Genomic DNA, 18,001 nt, shown 5'->3' with positions numbered 1-18,001 from the left:
AATCGTGTTGCGATGTGTTGCAACAGATTGCTGAGCATTTCCAACAAGTGACTGACAACTCCCGCGAATCCGTGCAACATGAGATGCAACATGTTTCCGGGGGCACGACATGAGCCGCATTCGGCTTTTCTCGCGCATTTTTATTGACTTGCTCGACAAGAGGAAAATGCCGACCGTCAAGTTCGACAAGTCATTGGTCACTGCCGATGTGAAGGCCGATCTGTTAGCTACCATCAAAACATTGAATGAAATACCGGCCGAACATGTCAAAGCCGTGTACCGAATTGCGCTATCGTCTATTGAGCGGGGTCGGGACCTGTACACATTTCAGACTGGGATGGAACGGCTAAGGCTCAACCATCTGGACAAACGCGATATTTCGGAAATTGGCCTGTTTCTCAATAACCGCGCAACGACACTAATAGATCGGAACAAGTGCAAGGAAATCGGGTTCAAGAGGGCTCGATGGGTTTACTCAGGTGCCCCATGTACCGGTAGCAGTTTTCAGGACGAGCTTCATAGAACTCTCAACGGAACGGAGTTTACAATCGCCGACGGGATAAATGTACGGGGAACCGCCATTTGGCCCGGCATGGAAAGAGGTTGCAAATGCATGTCGAAGTCAATGATCGAAGGATTGTTTGAATAGCAATGCGGCTAGATGCAAACGTGCTGCCCGACGAATGGCCCGACCTCGCGGGTTGACCGACCCCGCATGAAATGCCAGTTTTTGGTGTGGCTTGGGGGATGAGTTATGGCATTGGTCACCTGTAGAGAATGCAAAGGGCAAGTTAGTTCCAAAGCGTCTTCGTGTCCGCATTGCGGCGCGCCGGTGAAATCTCCTGGAAATCCCCTGTGGGCACTCGTGCAGCTTGCTGCTGGAATTGCAGTTTTCTATTATCTCTGGACTGGGTTCTCAGGAAAAGAAGATAAAACCCCTTCAGGTGGCGAACTGGCAACCGCAACACCTGAGAAACCAGCACAAGTAGCTCCAACGTGCAAGACGAGCTGGCGTTTGTGTAAAGACAATGCCGACCTGGTTAACAATTCCGACGTGACGATCAAAGCACAGGTCGCTTGCAAATCAGCCGGGGATAGAGCCGCGAAATTCGGATCGCCAACGTGGCCCTGGCTTGCCTTTGGCTCCTTCCATTCTGGCGACGATGCCGTCCGTAACGGCAAGCTTGTTTTGGTGGAGAAAGATGCTCAGTTCCAAAACCAATTTGGAGCGATGCAGCACGTCATTGTGAACTGTACCTATGACCTGAACGAAGGCTCCGCGTCCGTCGATATCCTGCCTCTCTAAAAGACGAAGATCAGAATGAACATGCGCATCGCCATAGCTTTAACTGCCTTTGTGACGATACCGAGCGGCGCGGTCGCTGGTGACAGCGACGACTTAGCTGAAAGGCTCGGCCAAGTCTTGGCTGCAGAAGAACCGTGTTCGCTGACCTTCGACACGGCAGCGATCCAAGCGTTCATCGAAAAGCACGTGAAGGCCGATGATATGGATTTCGCTGGACGTCTCGACACCGAAACTAAGGTGGGGATCATGTCGATAGGAAGCATGACGACATCGTCCAAGGTCGCTTACTGCACCCAAGAATCCAGGGTCGCAAAGTCTTTCGGCTTCATCAAATAACGCCGATTCACGTTTAAATATTACCGATTCGCGGATCTACGCGTCCGATTCCCGTATAGGGAGTAACGGGGGGAGTGTCGGAGTCCATTTTCCTTAGTGTTTCGACAGCGTTCCTGAAAACACGATGGCACCAGCAGCCGCTGTGAAAGTGGCACGACCGTTGTCCAGCAAGACCATCGTCGCTGTCCCGTGGGAGCCATCCCCTGGAGCGACATATTGGAATGTCATCGTGCTGCCGTTTCTAGTCCCATTGAAGGGCAACGTTCCTCCAGCCTTGGAGTCCGTCCACGTTCCCGAAACTGAATTTCCATGTTCGGTTATACTGAGCGTTGTTCCGGCCGAAACGAACGTCCAGCGAATACTCCCCGACCAGGTACCAGAGAAACTTCCAGATTGGACTTGTTCGGACGAGTTGGATCGCCCTTGCCCCACGGAGGCATAAGAGGTGCAACCTTTGACGGCGATGTTCTTTCGCGAAATCGGCTTGGTCCCGAACACACTCTCGATGTCGTGACTACTGTTTTTGAGAACTGTTTGGTACGGGGTCGAATCCACGTAGAACTCGACCTTTGAACAGTAAGCTGCCGAGCTTCGCACTGACAGTTCCGCGCCGAAACTGGGTTTCGAACCGTAAGACTTTTGGATGCTTACAGTCCCGACGCATTTTCCGGTTGGCTTATCAAAGTCGCATTGTGATTGCGCCGACACAATCGACGGCCCGGCGACGGTCAAAATAAGTGCCTGAAATACAAAATTCCTCATCTGCTCCTCCAGCAAGGGTGCTTTAGTATTCGCTAAAAATTTGAGCGTTTAAAATCTCGCCTCTCCTCGAACGTCCCCAGTCCAAGCGCTATCGGGACGTTAGGCCCGGTCGACGGTGGAGAGCAAATCAATTTTCGGCCGCCAAGTGCGGCGCGTTTTTGAACATCCAATCCTCGTCCCGAAGGATGGCCTTGACGAGTGAAGCAAGTTGCTTCGCCTCTTCAGATTCCCATCCGTCCGTCTGGCCGAGGATTGTAGCGGCAAGCGATAGCAGCTTCGCCCGATCTTCCGGGTAATGGAAAAATGGCGGGCACAACTTCGTCTGCGTCATGCTCGAAACTTGCGTCTGTTGGGGTTTGCCTGGTGGGTTATGGTCAAGCCAAGTTAGGACCGCCCTGCAAGGCTCTTGAGGAAGATCAGCGTTTCTTCGTCCGTCATATCGCCATCGAGGATATGCGTAGCAGCACGGTATTACGGTTTTCGACGCGAAAAGAGGCCCTACAAAATAACCTGGGTTCAATCTCTAGATCAGGTGCGGCTAAGATGTTAAGAGATCAAAAGGACGATGCGCGACTTGGATGAGGAATGCCGAACGAAAAGGTATTTTCAAACCCGTGGCCATCGCAGCGACTACCCAAACCTCAAAGCTATAAGTAAGGCGGTCCACGCGGGACTGTCAGGAATTTCGTGTACGGGCGTGCATAATGGGTTTGAAGGAGACCACCCATGGCACGACGGAAAGAGCCGGTTATCCCGGACGCGATATTGGACCAATTGCTCGGCGGGGCTGATGCCAAGACGGCCTTTGACGGCGGCGGCCTGATCGACCAGTTGAAGAAGGCGCTTGCGGAACGGGCGCTGAACGCGGAGATGGATCACCATCTCTCAAGGGAAGGAGCCAGCGGCAACAGCCGCAATGGCTATGGAAAGAAGACGGTGTTGACCGAGGACGGCCCTCTGGAGCTGTCCATTCCACGTGACAGGCAGTCGAGCTTCGATCCACAGCTCCTTGCCAAATATCAGCGGCGGTTTCCCGGCTTCAACGACAAGATCATCTCGATGTATGCGCGGGGCATGAGCACCCGCGAGATTGTCGGCCATGTGCAGGAACTCTATGGCGTGGATGTTTCGCCGGACCTGATCTCGGCGGTGACGGATGCCGTGCTCGATGAGATCACGACCTGGCAATCGCGTCCTCTTGAGCCGGTCTACCCTTTGGTATTCTTCGATGCGCTTCGTGTCAAAATCCGCGACGAAGGCACGGTGCGCAACAAGGCCGTCCATGTCGCGCTCGGCGTTCGCGGCGACGGAACGAAGGAAATCCTTGGGCTTTGGATCGAAACCAACGAGGGCGCGAAGTTCTGGCTGCGCGTCATGAACGAGGTGAAGAACCGAGGCGTGGACGATATCCTGATTGCCGTCGTCGACGGACTGAAGGGCTTTCCTGATGCCATCAACGCGGTCTTTCCGGAAACCACCGTGCAGACCTGCATCGTCCATCTCTTGAGAAACTCGCTGGATTTTGCCTCCTGGAAAGACCGCAAGGATTTGGCGGGCGCGATGAAGCTGATCTATTCGGCCGTTGACGATGCCGCCGCAGAGGCAGCGCTGACCGCATTCGAAGTAGGTTTATGGGGCCAGAAATTCCCGGCTATCGGCCAGATGTGGCGGCGTGCCTGGCAGGAGGTCATTCCCTTCTTTGCCTTTCCCAAGGACGTGCGACGGATCATCTATACCACGAATGCCATCGAGGCCCTGAATTCCAAGCTACGCCGCGCGGTGCGCGCAAGGGGCCATTTCCCATCCGATGAGGCGGCGACGAAACTCCTGTATCTGGTCTTGAACAGATCGGAGAAAGAGTGGAAAATGCCGCCAAGGGAATGGGCAATGGCGAAATCGCAATTTGCCGTTCTCTTCGCGGATCGTTTCCAGGCCGCGAGGGCGTAAACAGAAATGTTCAACCGCACGCCCGTACACGAAATTCCTGACAGTCCCGTCCACGCCTTCGGAGGCTTCCTCGTCGTGGAATGGCCCGAATAGCATAGCCTATCGATTTTCCAGCGCCAGACGCTCACCACATTGCCTCTGGTAAACGTTCATACATAAATTCCGTTTCACAATAGCCTCATTTCCATGCTAGTGCAGAAGGAACTTCAGGGAGATTGTAATGGCCACCGCAAAGGACGTCGCGGCGTGGTTTCTGGGTTCAATAGACCGAGAATCCGGCGACTCTATAACTCATTTAAAGCTGCAAAAGCTGGTTTACTATGCTCAGGCTTGGTCTCTTGCTTTGCATGGCCACCCAATCTTCGACGAAGATTTGCAGGCTTGGGCTCATGGCCCCGTATCCGAAAGTGTTTACCGAGAATTCGAGGGCTCCAGTTGGAGCGCACTTCCGGTACCCGATAAGGTTCCTGAATTCGATGCCGAAACTGAAGAGCTACTCCAGGATATTCTTGAATCGTACGGAGAGTTGTCGGCAAAGCATTTGGAACACATGACACATTCAGAGTTCCCTTGGATTGAAGCCAGGAATGGCCTTCCTCCGGAGGCTCGCTCGACAAATAAGATCAAAAAAGAAACGATGGCACGATTCTACAAAGAGCTTCACGAAGAAATTGAGCAAGAAAAACAATAAAATCAGCAAGGTTGTCGAAAAGCAGAAGGCTGATGCTATCGGCTTCAACGCTTTTGAGAGGTTTATTTTAAATTCAGAGAAGAACTCAGAGAAAGAGACTCCGCACGTCAACCTAAAGTACTACGTATCAGCTTTTCAGTGCCTATCGACTTGGGACGTCAATTCTCTCAGAGCGTTCTCTGCTTTCGTCGAAAAGCTACGGCAAATGAAGTGGTCAGATATATACAAAACCGGCGGCAAGCTTGGAAATAAAACAGGCTTAGGTTATACGGTCTTAGACCGAAAGAAATACCCGAAAAACGATCAGCTTGATAGCATAAGTGAAGATATTACTTTATTTGAGCTTCGTGTTGATGGTGAATCAAGGGTTCATGGCTTTAGATGCTTGGACGCCTTTTATCTGGTCTATTTAGACAAAGACCACAAAATATGCGCGTGACATCGTGCTCCGGAGATGTAAGCGGTGACCGTGAGTAGCTGACGGCGACAGCTTTCGTTTCTGTCGATGGCAATCACCGTATGTTTGCCTCAACTTAAAAAACCGGAAGCAGCTTTAAGGTGTCATCTGGCAATGGTTGCTGAAGCTCCTTCGCTTCAGACCAAGGTGCCGTCATCCAAAAATCGACTTCCTCAGAGGTGGTCAGAATAACCGGCATGGCCTTTGGGTGGATCGGTCTCACCACAGAATTGGGCTCACAGGTCAAGAAGCCGAAAAGCTCATGACACCCCGACCGAGGGTTCTTGGCGGATCCACGCTCGCCGTTCCATTCCGTCCAAAGACCGGCAAAGAATGCTAGCGGCTTACTCTCGTCGATAGCAAACCACCTCTTGGTTTTCTTGGGCTTCGTATCGTCCCATTCGCAAAACGTCGTCCAGGGCACCACACAGCGGTTCTCTGGCCCAAGCCAACGCCGCCAATGGGGGCTCGTCGCATTGCGGATGTTGGTCACGCCCGTATCTGGTTTGCCCTTGGTCACAAACGGCGGCGACGGCATGCCCCAGGTAAGAATAGCAAGTTCGCGATTGCCACCGTGGTTTCGGATCACAGGAGCAGGGCGGTCAGGGTATATGTCCTCTGAAGGTTCAAGGCGGTTGGTCTGGTCGGCAACGGCGCGAGCAAACTGTTTCATCATCTCATGCGTCGTCGACACGTTAAACAAATTACACATCGCGCCCGTTTCCCCCGCTATTCCCCGTTAGAAAACGGTTCCCGCAATCGCCCCGTTAATTCGGGTTCACTTTCTGCCGCACCAGACGTTGCCGGTGTTCGGCCAGCGCTGAGCTAGGCCCTCGGATATAAGCACCTGCCCTGCGTCACGGCCATCGCGCAAGATAACGTAGACCAGTTCGCTCCCATAGAATCCCTTCTTGCGTGTATAGTCAACGTCGAAACCTCCGTTCATAAGCTGTGCGAGACGGTCGCGAGCCCGTATACCTAGCTGAAGCTCCCGAGCGCATTCGTGGTGCTGGATTTCCGGCGCGTCGATATCCTTTAGGCGCATCTTCACGCCTTTGATCCAGATACCGTCGCCGTCATATACGCATGTGACTTTCCGGGCGGCGCGATTGCCTCCTTTGAAGATTTCGATTGCATGCGCCGGTACCGAGGCCAGCAAGGAGCCCAACAGAACGAGGAAAGCCGTTTGTCGTGTCATGGCGAGGCCCTACCTACTCGCAAGGGGTGGGCGAGGAATCCATGCGAAATCACCGCGCCGATAGAAACTCTTAAGCAAGGGTGTCGCCCTTCTGGCCTGGCAGCGCGAACATACTACCTTGAAGCGGATCGTCTCAATTTTCGTATCGGGCCCGAACCGCCACACAAGCTCCAAAATATCACTTTGCGATAACCGCTCGCAGCTCGCGCACTCGAAAAACAGCGCAAGCCGGTCGTCCACGAGGTCGCGTAACGTCCTATCGTTCGGGCTCCGGTTATCTTCAAATTTGGGATTGGGCATTTGAACAAAATAGGAACAAAGGCTCTTGAGAGTCCAGCATCGAAATTGTGAACAATAACGTCCGCAGCGGTTACGATGACGCTTTCAGAGCCTCGCTCAGTTGGCAAAGGAGCACGAGTACTTTGCGTCTGGGTATTTGCGCTGATAAAGCTCAGCGACCTCGGCACAGAACGCCAAATCGTCCAAAAACCCATAAACGACGGCCACTCTGTCCTGCCCCCCGAAAGCGTTCTCCTTGACCAGAAAGACGTCTGGAGCGTCACCGAACCGGTTCTTGCTGAAAAAGCTCCGACGGCCTTTTGTTGCGCTTCCAGCGTTCTCGTACCCCAGATGGCTTCGGGCCAACCGAAATACCAAGACACCCCTACAAAGGCGCATATCAAAACAATCCATGCTAATCCGCCGGATGATGATCCGGATGACGTGTAGTAGTTGCCCGGTCCAGGATTTCGGTCCCACCCCCCCACCATTTCGTGACCTCTCGAAACCAATCCGCCGACTTGGACTATTCGCCCGCAAAGGCGAGTAGTCAATCATCCTTGCAGCCCAGGCTTGTTTTGCTACTGCTGTCGGGGCAACCTACAGGCCTTGGGGGCAAGGTGCGATGAAGGTTCGTTGGTGGATTTTGGGTGTAGTCGGCAGCTTGTATCTGATCTCGCATCTTGGCTCCAACGAGCCGCACCGATCATTGCCTACCCCGCCGCAAGCAAACTCGCCGGTGCAGTCGACCGGCGGTTCCTCACCGGCCATCACAGAAAAAAGCGATAGCGAAACCTCCGACCCACCGAGAACAGGATTCGAAAGCCAACGGACTGAGCGGCTCTACGTGACAGGGCACAGGGTGGCGTTCCGGGCTGCTCCTGATAATACTGCCTCAATCCTGGACAGGTTTGATCCCGGTCGACGCGTCCAATTGCTCGGCACTTCAGATCAATGGTCACATGTGAAAGACGAGCTGACACAGCGCGACGGGTGGATTTTTTCGCGTTTGCTTGGAGTTGACGACCCCACGGATGGCAAGAGTCAGGACGAACAGTCGAAGCCAGCCCCGAAAAAGGTCGAGCCTCCGAAGCCGCCGCTTCTGTCGGACGCGACTATTATTGCCCGCATAATATCGGAATCGATCAGCAGCTATCCAGGTAATTGTCCGTGCCCCAACAATCGGGATCGGGCAGGGCACAAATGCGGGAGGCGTAGCGCCTATTCGAGGCCCGGAGGCTATTCCCCTGTGTGCTACCCGACCGACGTCACGAAAGCGATGATCGAAGCATTTCGGAACGCCGTTCAATAGGAACTACCGCCTGTGAGCACTGGACTGCCTGTCAGCAATTGCGACAACTCAGAATCACCATTTCATCATTAACAAAAGTTTCCGCTCGACAACCATGGATAACCGAAGACAATGTAATTTACGGTTGACCTGAAGTGGTGCCTTCGCGAAGTTTGATAATAGGTAGCTCGAAACAATGCGGGTAGTACGGAAATGGGTATGGGGACCCTGGTGCCAGAGGGTTCAAGCATGGCGGTAGCGAAGACACTGCTAATTTTCGCGTCAATATTGAGTTTCTTTTACACAACGGCGGCGCAAGGGCAACAGTTCAAGGCTCCACCCGGTCAGCACTGGATATTCGTCGCGAGCGCTCAAGAGAAACCAAATGCCATCGGCATCGCCCGTTTATATGGCGACGAAGCCCGGGTGGTCATGACAAAAAGCGGTTGGTATGGGGTCGTGCTTACTCCACGGTCCGGCTCTCTGACTGACGTCGGAAAAGCCTACCCTTGGCCTAGCATTCCATCTGACGCGTTTTATTCCAACGGGGCAAGCATAACTCAGGTCGTTTGGACGCCGTCATCCCCGGTGCTCGCGACAGCAGAGTTGACGACTTTGAAGCCAGTCAGCGTCAGTAGCGGGAGCTTCTTGGTAACCGTCAAGCGTATTTCCTCAGGCGAAGGCTGGAAAGCAAGACTGGTCGGGTCGGATAGCGGCAGGCAGCTTTTCGAGCTGACCTACGATTTCTCCGATACTTCAAACTTTTCGTCTTCGGTAACGCTGGTTCACCTCAACAAGAACAATTCCCTTCCTGACGTTTTTTTTGACGCCAACACTGGCGGGGCGCACTGCTGCATGAAAAGCGTCTTGTTGACTCCTGACGGCTCAGGGAAGTGGCAGTTCATAGACCTTGGTGAGTACGACGGGGGCGGACTGTATTTTGAGGACCCCGACCAAGACGGAGTTGCAAACGCGCTGCACCGCGATGATAGATTTCTTTACCAGTTCTCGTCTTATGCTGAATCTTTCGCCCCCCTCATTGTCAAGGAATTCGACGGCGTGAAGCTTCAGGACGTCTCTCTGAAGGGGGAGTTTCGCGAACGAATTCTTGAGGAGCAAAGAGGATTTGAATTCCTAGCGAAGATGACCTCAAGTCTCTGGTCTTCAAATGGCTTCCTGGCGGCGTGGATCGCGGATGCAGTAAGGACCCGTGAGGGAGAGCAAGCCTGGCAGAAAATGCTCGGGCTATACCAAAACGACAACGGGTTCGGAGTCAGGGTTTGTCCCGGGAATAGACCTGGCAACGAATGCGACTATGCCAACCAAACCACCCTTCCTTTCCCCCTTGGCTTGCTTCGCCATCTGCAAGAAAACGGCTATTTCGGAAAGCAACAAGTTGACGTGTCAACGCAAGCCTCGAATACCCCGGCCGCCACGCCCGCGACCGTCACAGCTCCAGCGGAGAAACAAAAGCAGGAGAGTTACTCAGGGACAGGTTTCTTTGTATTACCGGATGCAGTGCTGACAAATGCTCACGTGGTACAAGGATGCACCGAGGTCTCAACCTTCGTCAAAGGGATCGAAGTGAAGGGCAAAGTTGCGGCTCGTGACTCCGCAAATGACCTCGCATTAGTGAAAATAGCAGCCAGTTCCTCGAATGTCGCAAAACTCCGATCAGATGTGAAGCTCGGCGAAGATATCGCGGCCTTCGGATTCCCTTTAAAAGGCCTGTTGGCCAGTTCCGGCAATTTTACACGTGGGTCAGTCACGGCGCTCGCAGGAATGCAGGACGATAGCCGCTATCTGCAAATTTCCTCACCGGTCCAACCAGGCAATTCGGGCGGCCCTCTTCTTGATCAGTTTGGCAACGTTGTGGGCGTCGTGGTCTCCAAGTTGAACGCGCTCAAGCTCGCAGCTGTAACCGACGATATCGCTCAGAACATAAACTTCGCGATCAAGGCATCCCTTGCAGCCAGCTCCCTGCTTTCGAATGGTGTGCAGCCAAATATGAACGCAAGCACAGAGAAGCTTGCTCCAGCCGATTTGGCAACACGTGCAACGGACGTCGCTGTTAGCTTAGAGTGCACACCGCAATAACCGCTCAGTGGCAACGCTTGTAATACCAGAGGCAAACTATTGCTCGACAACCATCACGCTGCGTTGAGCTATCTCCTATGTTTCAACGATGATCCCCACAGAACAAGCTTTTGTTCCTATTTTCCTCTATCGCTGAAAACGATGGCGTCAACCGTAGCGATCTGGATGACGGTCGACTTTCTCTTGAGTGATCGAGCCATCACGGCGGTCGAGCGAGTGCACGTACATCGCTCTAGCTGTCGGTAAGTCAATAAGAAGCTCTGCCCGCTCGTCGCCAGCGGATGCGATCTCTATCGTCAGTTCGGCGTCTGTGAGCGTGAGAAAGCGCCTGGCTTCGTCCAGATCGATTCCAGGAAGCCATTTCAGCTGCAGCTCATGTTTCAGATCGTTCGTCATGAAGCAATTTTATCGAGAGTTTTAGCCTTAGCTGATACTCGGTTTAGTTGTGATTGCTGATTCCGGTTGACGGCCCGCGACTGATTTACGATTTATTTCTGTCGGGCATTTCTGTCGGAGAATCTGGAAATCGGTTTATAGCGTCCACATCTGAAGACGCCGAAAAAGAAAAAAGCCCGCAGATGCGGGCTTTCAAGCTGGTCGGAGTGGAGTGATTCGAACACTCGACCCCCACGTCCCGAACGTGGTGCGCTACCAGACTGCGCTACACTCCGATGCCAGCGAGGGGGTCTATAAACCAGCGTTTTTAAATCTACAAGCACCGTTTGAGCGTTTTTCTAATTTTTTTTGACAGGAGCCTTAGAACGCCCGCGCGGGTCTTAACCTTGTCGCGGGAAAGGCGTAAAGCGTTGACGGCAAAGGAGATTGCCATGACTTCGCTTTTCCGCCCCCTCGCGGCGCTTGCCGCCTGCCTTGTGATTGCCGGCTGCACGACGACCGAGGATGCGCAGCGCAGCCTCGACAGGCGCTGGCCGGGGCAGCCGGTCGACAATTTCTTTTCCGCCTATGGCCCGCCCGTCTCCTCCTACAAGCTCTCCGGCGGGCGGGTAATCTACACGTGGCGCGGCGGGCGGCTCGATAAATATATCCCGCCGGACTACCAGATCGTCCGGCGGGATCCCTTCTACGACCCCATGTTCGGCTCGCGTTTCGGCCCCCGCTTCGGGCCGTGGTTCGACGATCCGCAGATGGTGATGGTCTCGCCCGGCCGCGATGTGCGGCTGCAATGCGTGGCGCAGATCACGGTGGACAAGGCGCGCATCATCCAGTCCATCAGCCTGTCCTCCGACACGGAAGGCGACGGGTTCTCGCAATCGCGTTGCGCGGAAGTCTTCGGCGTCCGCAAATGAGGCGGAACTTTTTTTCAACAAGGATAGCTTGAAGAGCGGGGATTGGGCGCAACAATTTGCATTTTTTATTGCATGACCGTTGCCACCCCCATTGCGAATCCTGCAAACCTGTTATCGGCGATTCGGCGGTGACGGCCGGACAACATCGAGTGGGCGAACATGAAACTGAAATTCCTATGCCTTGCAGCGGTTGCTGCGTCTCTTTCGGCTTGTGCGACAACGGGCGGCGTGGGCAGCATGAGCGATCCGATCGCCGCTGCCTGGGTCGGCAAGTCGGCGGGCAAGTTCTTTGCCGCCTATGGACCGCCGCTCGCCGATGACGGCACCGGCTCGGTCTTCACCTGGAAGGGTGGCTACAAGCGCGTACGTGGCGAATACAAGAGCTGCAGCGCGACGATTGCCGTCACCAGCGATTACACCATCCGTTCGATCACCATCACCGGTGATCGCAAGGGCGAGTTCAGCCCGTCCTATTGCCGTGAACTGCTCGCACCGGCCAGCGTCGTGAAGACGGCGCCGCCTGCGGCCAAGGCTGCCGCAAAGACGCCTGCCAAGAAGGCCTGACAGACAGCAGGAGGAGCGCTTGGGCGCTCCTCCCCTTCAGACGGGGTATCCGCCCGCGGAGCCTTATTCGGTAGCCGCGAAATCCGTGGACATTCGGGCGATCGTGCCGCGTTCCGCCTCGAGCCGGGCGCTTGCCAGCTCCCCCGTCAGGGGTTTCGAGAAATAATATCCCTGCATGGCGTCGACGCCGAGGGCTCTGAGAACCTCAACCTCTTCCAGCCGCTCCACGCCTTCTGCAATCGCGGCCAGCCCCATTTCGCTGCACAGTGTCAGCACGGATTTGACAATCTTGTAGCTCGCCGGCCGTGCATCGATGCGATCGACGAAGCAGCGGTCGATCTTGATCTTCGACAGCGGCAGCTTGTGCACATGATTGAGACTGGAATAGCCGGTGCCGAAATCGTCCAGCGAGATCTGGCAGCCGAGCACGCGCAGCAATTCGATCGAATGGGCGGCCTGATCGAAATCGCGCATGACCGCCGTTTCGGTGATCTCGAAATTGATGCGCCGGGGCGCAATGCCACTGTGGTTGACCGCGGCGATGATGCGCAACACGTTCTCTTCCACCGCCAGATCGTGCGGCGAAAGGTTGAACGAGAGATAGGGTTCGCCCGGCCACGACTTTGCCTCGCGGAGCGCCCGCGACAGAAGCAGCCGGGTGATCAGGTTGATGCGGCCGTGCTGTTCGGCGATGGGAATGAATTCTGCCGGTGAAACCGGGCCGAGAACCGGGCTTGTCCAGCGCGCCAGCGCCTCGAAACCCAGCGTCCTGCCCGACCGGCCGTCGACGATCGGCTGATAGGCAAGCGACAGTTCGCGCTCCAGATCTGCGGCGAACAGCACCTCCTCCACCTGCCGCTGACGGAACAGCGCCTTGGCCTGATGGGCATTGAAAACGGTGACGCTGGCGCGATTTTCGCGCTTGGCGTGATAGAGGGCGTAGTCCGCCCGCTCGTAGAGGTCCCGGCCGTTCAGCCCGACATCGGGATAGACCGCGATCCCCATCGAGCCGGTGACGTTGACGACGCTGTTGCCGATCATGATGGGCAGCGAAATGCTGTCGCAAATGCGCTGGCCGAGTTCAAGCAGCGCCTTTTCGTCCCCCTCGTTCACCTCGATCAGCAAGGCGAATTCGTCGCCGCCCAGGCGAAAGACCCTGCAGCCATGTGTCTCGAACGTCGACAGACGCCCCGCCACTTCGACCAGAACCTTGTCGCCGGCGGAATGGCCATAGAGGTCGTTGACCGGCTTGAAGCCATCCAGGTCGACGACCCCGATGGCAAGCCGCCCTTCCCGCGCGCGGGCGTCCTCGAAGGCTGCGGCGAGATTGGAAAAGAAGCTGCGGCGGTTGGCGATCCGGGTGAGACTATCGAGATTGGCGAGCCGGAGATTTTCATCCGACAGCGCCTGCATCGCGCGGTTCTTGTCCTGAAGCGCCGCCTGCTGGGCCAGCAACGTCAGGCGCTGCTCGTTCAGCTTGGTGAAATCGGCATAGTGCCGCAGCATGATCGCGATCATGGCAAGCGAAACGAGGAACATGTTGACGGCCGTTGCAATCAAAGTCGGCTCGCCGGACAGGCCCATGATGGCCGAAAAGGGCAGGATGACCAGAAAGGTCACCATGAGTGCCGCCGAACGCAGATGCATCAGGCAGAAGATGACCCCGATGACCGTGATCGACATGAAGAAGGCGACATGCGCCCGCTGGTAATCGTTGCCATAGGGCACAAGCGCTGCCGACCAGGCGACCGAGAGAACCGAAATGGGAAGCACGAGGCGGTTCGTCGCGACCAGCCGCCGATAGGCATAGGCCGCGTCCACCGTCTTGCGGGACTCGCGGATCCAGCCGATGGCGCGGACCACGAAGACCACCCCGAAGACCAGCGGAACCACCTTCACCAGCCAGAAGGGCGCGCTTTGCTGGTGTGTCCCGGCCAGCGACAGCATGTTGGTCAACAGAATGAAATACAGAAGCGGGACCTGTTTCGAAAACGCCTTGAACTGCGCCAGCGTCAATTCCGGATTGTCATTCGGAACGGTGACCAGACGCCTGAAAGCCTGAAACAGATTCACTCCCCCCATTCTCGCCCCGTACTGTTCCCCTGCGACACCTGCCCGGGGACCCCGCTCCCACCGGCATGATTGTCGGCCTCATCTGCCTTTATAAGACCGGAATATTAAAATTCCCAAAAATAAGCGTTTCGTATTTTCTAAATACCTAAAATACGTTGGGCGGATTATCGCCCGAGCGTGTAAAACTCGTCATTCGGACGCATGGCGGCGACATTCGCCATCCGGTTGGAAAAGCCGAAAAGGCCCGTGATCGCCATGATATCCCAGATGTCCTCCTCTTCAAACCCGAAGGCCTTGAGGGCCTCGAAATCCGTCTCGTCGACAAGATAGGCAGCCTGCGAAATCTTCATCGCGAAGTCAATCATGGCCTTCTGGCGCGGCGTGATATCGGCCTTGCGGTAGTTGATCGCGACCTGATCGGCGATCAGCGGGTTCTTGGCCCGGATGCGCAGGATCGCACCATGGGCGATCACGCAGTACTGGCACTGGTTGGCCGCACTTGTGGCGACCACGATCATCTCGCGCTCAGCCTTGCTGAGCCCGCCGGGTTTGTCCATCAGTGCGTCGTGATAGGCAAAGAAGGCGCGGAATTCGTCCGGCCGGCGGGCGAGAACCAGAAAGACATTCGGCACGAAGCCTGATTTCTCCTGCACGGCTTCGATGCGCCGGCGGATGTCGTCGGGCAGGCTGGAAAGCTTGGGGATGGGATAGCGGCTGATCGGAGGCGTGGTGTCGTTGCTCATCTTGCGGCCCTCCTCCGGCCTTCGACGTGTCTGTCCCGGCTCCTGGCCGCTCGCCCACGCCGCTAGCCCTGCATGAGCCGTTGGCCCATGAAGTCGGCGATCTGGCGGGCGAGATCGTCGGGCTCCCGCGCCAGCGTATCCAGCCGCAGTTCCGGGTTTTCCGGCGGTTCATAGGGCGAGCTGATACCCGTGAAGTTGGCAATCTTGCCCTCGCGCGCCTTCTTGTAAAGCCCTTTCGGGTCGCGCCGGGCGCATTCGTCGATGGGGGTGTCGACGAAGATCTCGATGAACTCGCCGGGCTGCATCATGTCGCGCGCCAGCCGCCGCTCCGCCTTGAAGGGGGAGATGAAGGAGACGATGACGATCAGCCCGGCATCCGCCATCAGCTTGGCGACTTCCGCCACACGGCGGATGTTTTCGACGCGGTCTGCCTCGGTGAAGCCGAGATCGCGGTTCAGCCCATGGCGCACATTGTCGCCGTCGAGCATGTAGGTGTGGCGACCCTCCGCGTGCAGCAGCTTTTCAAGGCTGTTGGCGATGGTGGACTTACCCGAGCCGGAAAGCCCGGTGAACCAGAGAACGGCGGGGCGCTGGCCCTTGATTTCGGCACGGGCCTCCCTGTCGACCTCCAGCGCCTGCCAATGCACGTTTTCGGCACGGCGCAGCGGGAAGTCGATCATGCCGGCGCCGAGCGTGGCATTGGTGAAGCGGTCGATGAGGATGAAATTGCCGGTGGCGCGATTATCGCGGTAGGCATCGAAGGCAATGGGCGACTGGAGCGAGAGATTGCACACGCCGACGCCGTTCATGGGAAGTGCGCGCGCCGCGTCGCGGGCGAGCGTGTTGACATTCACCTCATGCTTCAACGCCGTGACGGTGCAGTTCACCGCGTCGGTTTCGGTGCGCAGGATATAGGAGCGTCCGGGGATGAGCGGCTTGGCGTCGAACCAGACGAGATGGGCCTGAAGCTGGTCGGCAACATGCGGGCGATCGGTCGGGGCGACCAGCATATTGCCGCGCGACAGCTCGATCTCGTCGGCCAGAACCAGCGTCACCGCCTGACCTTCCACCGCCTCGGGCAGATCGCCGCTCTGGGTCACGATGCGGGCGATGCGCGAGGTCTTGCCGGATTTGGCAGCGACGACCGGATCGCCGGCCGCAATGCGCCCGCCGGCGACCTGACCGGCAAAGCCGCGAAAATCCTGGTTCGGCCTGACGACCGACTGGATCGGGAAGCGGAAGGGATGGTCCTGCCCCCTGCCCGCGATTTCGACCGTTTCCAGATGTTCGAGCAGCGAGGGGCCGGCATGCCAGGGCGTGTTCTTCGAGCGCGCAATCACATTGTCGCCAAAGCGGGCGGAGAGCGGGATGGCGACAATCGTCTCGAAGCCGAGTTCGGCGGCGAAGGAGCGATACTCCGCGGCAATGGCGTCGAAGGTCACCTGATCGAAACCGACCAGATCGAGCTTGTTGACCGCCAGAACCACGTGGCGGATGCCCAGCAGGGAGGCGATATAGCTATGGCGGCGGGTCTGGGTGAGTACGCCGCGGCGCGCATCGACCAGCACGACGGCAAGATCGGCAGTGGAGGCGCCGGTCGCCATGTTGCGCGTATATTCCTCGTGGCCGGGCGTGTCGGCGACAATGAACTTGCGCCTCTCCGTCGCGAAGAAACGATAGGCGACATCAATGGTGATGCCCTGTTCGCGCTCGGCTTCCAGCCCATCCATCAGCAGCGCGAAATCGAGCGCTTCGCCATTCGTGCCGTGCTTTTGGCTGTCGCGGGCAAGCGTCGCCAGCTGGTCTTCGAAAATCAGCTTCGTGTCGTAGAGCAGCCGGCCAATCAGCGTCGACTTGCCGTCATCGACAGAGCCGCAGGTCAGGAAGCGCAGCATGGACTTCTCTTCCTGGGCGCGCAGATAGGTGGCGAGATCGGTTTCGGGGACCTGCTTCGGCATCAGAAATAGCCCTCGCGCTTCTTCTTCTCCATCGAACCCGCCTCGTCCTTGTCGATGGCGCGGCCCTGTCGTTCGGACGTGGTGGCGGCCAGCATTTCGGCGACGACCTTTTCCAGCGTGTCGGCGTCCGAGGGAATGGCGCCTGTCAGCGGATAGCAGCCGAGCGTACGGAAGCGGACGGTGCGTTCCTCGACCCTGTCATCCGGCCCGAGCGGCAAGCGATCGTCATCGACCATGATCAGCATGCCGTCGCGCACGACCACGGGACGCTTCTTCGCCAGATAGAGCGGGACGATCGGAATGTTTTCCTTCAGGATATATTGCCAGATGTCGAGCTCGGTCCAGTTGGAGAGCGGGAAGACGCGGATCGATTCCCCCTTGTGGATGCGGGTATTGAAAGTCTTCCACATTTCCGGCCGCTGCGCCTTCGGGTCCCAGACGTGTTCTTTGGTGCGGAAGGAGAAGATGCGCTCCTTGGCGCGCGATTTTTCCTCGTCGCGCCGCGCGCCGCCGAAGGCCGCATCGAAGCCGTATTTGTCGAGCGCCTGGCGCAGCGCCAGCGTCTTCATCACATGGGTGTGGTGGCTGGAGCCGTGGGTGAAGGGATTGACGTCGTCGGCGATGCCGTCCGGGTTGATGTGGACCAACAGGTCGAAGCCGAGGTCGGCGGCGATGCGGTCGCGAAAGGCGATCATCTCCCGAAACTTCCAGCGCGTGTCGATATGCAGAAGCGGAAACGGCGGACGGGCAGGATAAAAGGCCTTTGCCGCCAGATGCAGCATGACGGACGAATCCTTGCCGATCGAATAGAGCATGACCGGCCTTGCGAAATTCGCCGCCACCTCGCGCATCACATGGATCGCCTCGGCTTCGAGCCGTTCAAGATGGGTCAGTTTCGTCGACACGGTCAGTCCTCCGGACCGCGACCCCGGATGGTGGCCTTGGCCGCTTCAAGCATGCTGAGGAGGAGGAATAGCGGCGCTGCATTGCCC

General features: G+C 56.7%; 19 protein-coding genes and 1 tRNA gene. 10 read left to right on the top strand and 10 right to left on the bottom strand.

The window, feature by feature from the left end; all coding sequences use genetic code 11:
* The first annotated feature begins 109 nt into the window (after positions 1–109).
* From LQK83_RS05800 to LQK83_RS05790, 3 genes are all read left to right on the top strand, one after another.
* The gene (locus tag LQK83_RS05800; protein ID WP_230836413.1) at positions 110–649 is read left to right on the top strand and encodes a hypothetical protein; all 540 of its coding nucleotides are present in this window, start codon (positions 110–112) and stop codon (positions 647–649) included.
* Between the two features lie 105 nt (positions 650–754).
* A complete protein-coding gene (locus tag LQK83_RS05795) occupies positions 755–1,306 on the top strand; it encodes a hypothetical protein (protein ID WP_230836411.1) in 552 nt (183 codons plus the stop codon).
* Positions 1,307–1,321: 15 nt separating this feature from the next.
* Positions 1,322–1,642 (top strand): signal recognition particle, encoded by a 321-nt coding sequence (locus tag LQK83_RS05790; RefSeq protein WP_230836409.1) that lies wholly within the window; start codon positions 1,322–1,324, stop codon positions 1,640–1,642.
* A gap of 93 nt (positions 1,643–1,735) precedes the next feature.
* On the opposite strand, the gene LQK83_RS05785 is transcribed toward LQK83_RS05790, so the two are convergent.
* Both LQK83_RS05785 and LQK83_RS05780 read right to left on the bottom strand, forming a co-directional pair.
* Complete coding sequence (locus tag LQK83_RS05785; RefSeq protein ID WP_230836408.1) at positions 1,736–2,404, bottom strand: hypothetical protein; 669 nt, start codon at positions 2,402–2,404, stop codon at positions 1,736–1,738.
* A gap of 127 nt (positions 2,405–2,531) precedes the next feature.
* Positions 2,532–2,735: a hypothetical protein gene (locus LQK83_RS05780; RefSeq protein WP_230836406.1), complete on the bottom strand. Its 204-nt coding sequence runs from the start codon at positions 2,733–2,735 to the stop codon at positions 2,532–2,534.
* Positions 2,736–3,130: 395 nt separating this feature from the next.
* Between LQK83_RS05780 and LQK83_RS05775 the strand changes: the two genes are divergently transcribed.
* The 3 genes from LQK83_RS05775 (at position 3,131) to LQK83_RS05765 (ending at position 5,481) form a co-directional block, all read left to right on the top strand.
* Positions 3,131–4,351 (top strand): IS256 family transposase, encoded by a 1,221-nt coding sequence (locus tag LQK83_RS05775; RefSeq protein WP_230836404.1) that lies wholly within the window; start codon positions 3,131–3,133, stop codon positions 4,349–4,351.
* Positions 4,352–4,571: 220 nt separating this feature from the next.
* Complete coding sequence (locus LQK83_RS05770) at positions 4,572–5,042, top strand: Panacea domain-containing protein (protein ID WP_230836402.1); 471 nt, start codon at positions 4,572–4,574, stop codon at positions 5,040–5,042.
* Positions 5,023–5,481, top strand: coding sequence for a hypothetical protein (locus LQK83_RS05765; protein ID WP_230836401.1), 459 nt, complete (start codon positions 5,023–5,025; stop codon positions 5,479–5,481). The genes LQK83_RS05770 and LQK83_RS05765 overlap by 20 nt, the downstream gene beginning before the upstream one ends.
* Positions 5,482–5,575: 94 nt before the next feature.
* Here the strand turns inward: LQK83_RS05765 and LQK83_RS05760 are convergent, their stop codons facing one another.
* Both LQK83_RS05760 and LQK83_RS05755 read right to left on the bottom strand, forming a co-directional pair.
* On the bottom strand, positions 5,576–6,211 hold the full coding sequence (locus LQK83_RS05760; protein WP_230836400.1) for an SOS response-associated peptidase: 636 nt from the start codon (positions 6,209–6,211) through the stop codon (positions 5,576–5,578).
* A 66-nt stretch (positions 6,212–6,277) separates the two neighbouring features.
* Entirely contained in the window at positions 6,278–6,697 is a 420-nt protein-coding gene (locus LQK83_RS05755) for a thermonuclease family protein (RefSeq protein WP_230836398.1), read from the bottom strand.
* A 904-nt stretch (positions 6,698–7,601) separates the two neighbouring features.
* Here LQK83_RS05755 and LQK83_RS21825 point away from each other — a divergent pair.
* Both LQK83_RS21825 and LQK83_RS05750 read left to right on the top strand, forming a co-directional pair.
* Positions 7,602–8,288, top strand: coding sequence for an SH3 domain-containing protein (locus LQK83_RS21825; RefSeq protein ID WP_442966712.1), 687 nt, complete (start codon positions 7,602–7,604; stop codon positions 8,286–8,288).
* A gap of 228 nt (positions 8,289–8,516) precedes the next feature.
* Positions 8,517–10,364, top strand: a complete 1,848-nt coding sequence (locus LQK83_RS05750; RefSeq protein ID WP_230836396.1) for a S1C family serine protease — start codon at positions 8,517–8,519, stop codon at positions 10,362–10,364.
* Positions 10,365–10,511: 147 nt separating this feature from the next.
* Here the strand turns inward: LQK83_RS05750 and LQK83_RS05745 are convergent, their stop codons facing one another.
* Together LQK83_RS05745 and LQK83_RS05740 are read right to left on the bottom strand one after the other, a co-directional pair.
* The gene (locus LQK83_RS05745) at positions 10,512–10,760 is read right to left on the bottom strand and encodes a hypothetical protein (RefSeq protein WP_230836395.1); all 249 of its coding nucleotides are present in this window, start codon (positions 10,758–10,760) and stop codon (positions 10,512–10,514) included.
* A gap of 198 nt (positions 10,761–10,958) precedes the next feature.
* A tRNA-Pro gene (locus LQK83_RS05740) sits at positions 10,959–11,035 on the bottom strand.
* A 156-nt stretch (positions 11,036–11,191) separates the two neighbouring features.
* Between LQK83_RS05740 and LQK83_RS05735 the strand changes: the two genes are divergently transcribed.
* Together LQK83_RS05735 and LQK83_RS05730 are read left to right on the top strand one after the other, a co-directional pair.
* Entirely contained in the window at positions 11,192–11,671 is a 480-nt protein-coding gene (locus LQK83_RS05735; RefSeq protein ID WP_230836394.1) for a hypothetical protein, read from the top strand.
* A gap of 237 nt (positions 11,672–11,908) precedes the next feature.
* On the top strand, positions 11,909–12,235 hold the full coding sequence (locus LQK83_RS05730; protein WP_230836392.1) for a hypothetical protein: 327 nt from the start codon (positions 11,909–11,911) through the stop codon (positions 12,233–12,235).
* Positions 12,236–12,298: 63 nt separating this feature from the next.
* Here LQK83_RS05730 and LQK83_RS05725 read toward each other — a convergent pair whose 3' ends face one another.
* From LQK83_RS05725 to cysD, 4 genes are all read right to left on the bottom strand, one after another.
* Entirely contained in the window at positions 12,299–14,317 is a 2,019-nt protein-coding gene (locus LQK83_RS05725) for a putative bifunctional diguanylate cyclase/phosphodiesterase (protein ID WP_442966711.1), read from the bottom strand.
* 155 nt (positions 14,318–14,472) lie between these two features.
* Positions 14,473–15,051, bottom strand: a complete 579-nt coding sequence (locus LQK83_RS05720) for a peroxidase-related enzyme (RefSeq protein ID WP_230836390.1) — start codon at positions 15,049–15,051, stop codon at positions 14,473–14,475.
* 62 nt (positions 15,052–15,113) lie between these two features.
* Positions 15,114–17,009 (bottom strand): sulfate adenylyltransferase subunit CysN, encoded by a 1,896-nt coding sequence (cysN, locus tag LQK83_RS05715; RefSeq protein ID WP_230836389.1) that lies wholly within the window; start codon positions 17,007–17,009, stop codon positions 15,114–15,116.
* Positions 17,009–17,914 (bottom strand): sulfate adenylyltransferase subunit CysD, encoded by a 906-nt coding sequence (cysD, locus tag LQK83_RS05710; protein WP_230836388.1) that lies wholly within the window; start codon positions 17,912–17,914, stop codon positions 17,009–17,011. The genes cysN and cysD overlap by 1 nt, the downstream gene beginning before the upstream one ends.
* Positions 17,915–18,001: the final 87 nt, after the last annotated feature.

Source organism: Rhizobium sp. C1, assembly GCF_021026335.1.
Taxonomy (GTDB): Bacteria; Pseudomonadota; Alphaproteobacteria; order Rhizobiales; family Rhizobiaceae; genus Ensifer_A.
This window is presented reverse-complemented; position numbering and strand designations above follow the sequence as displayed.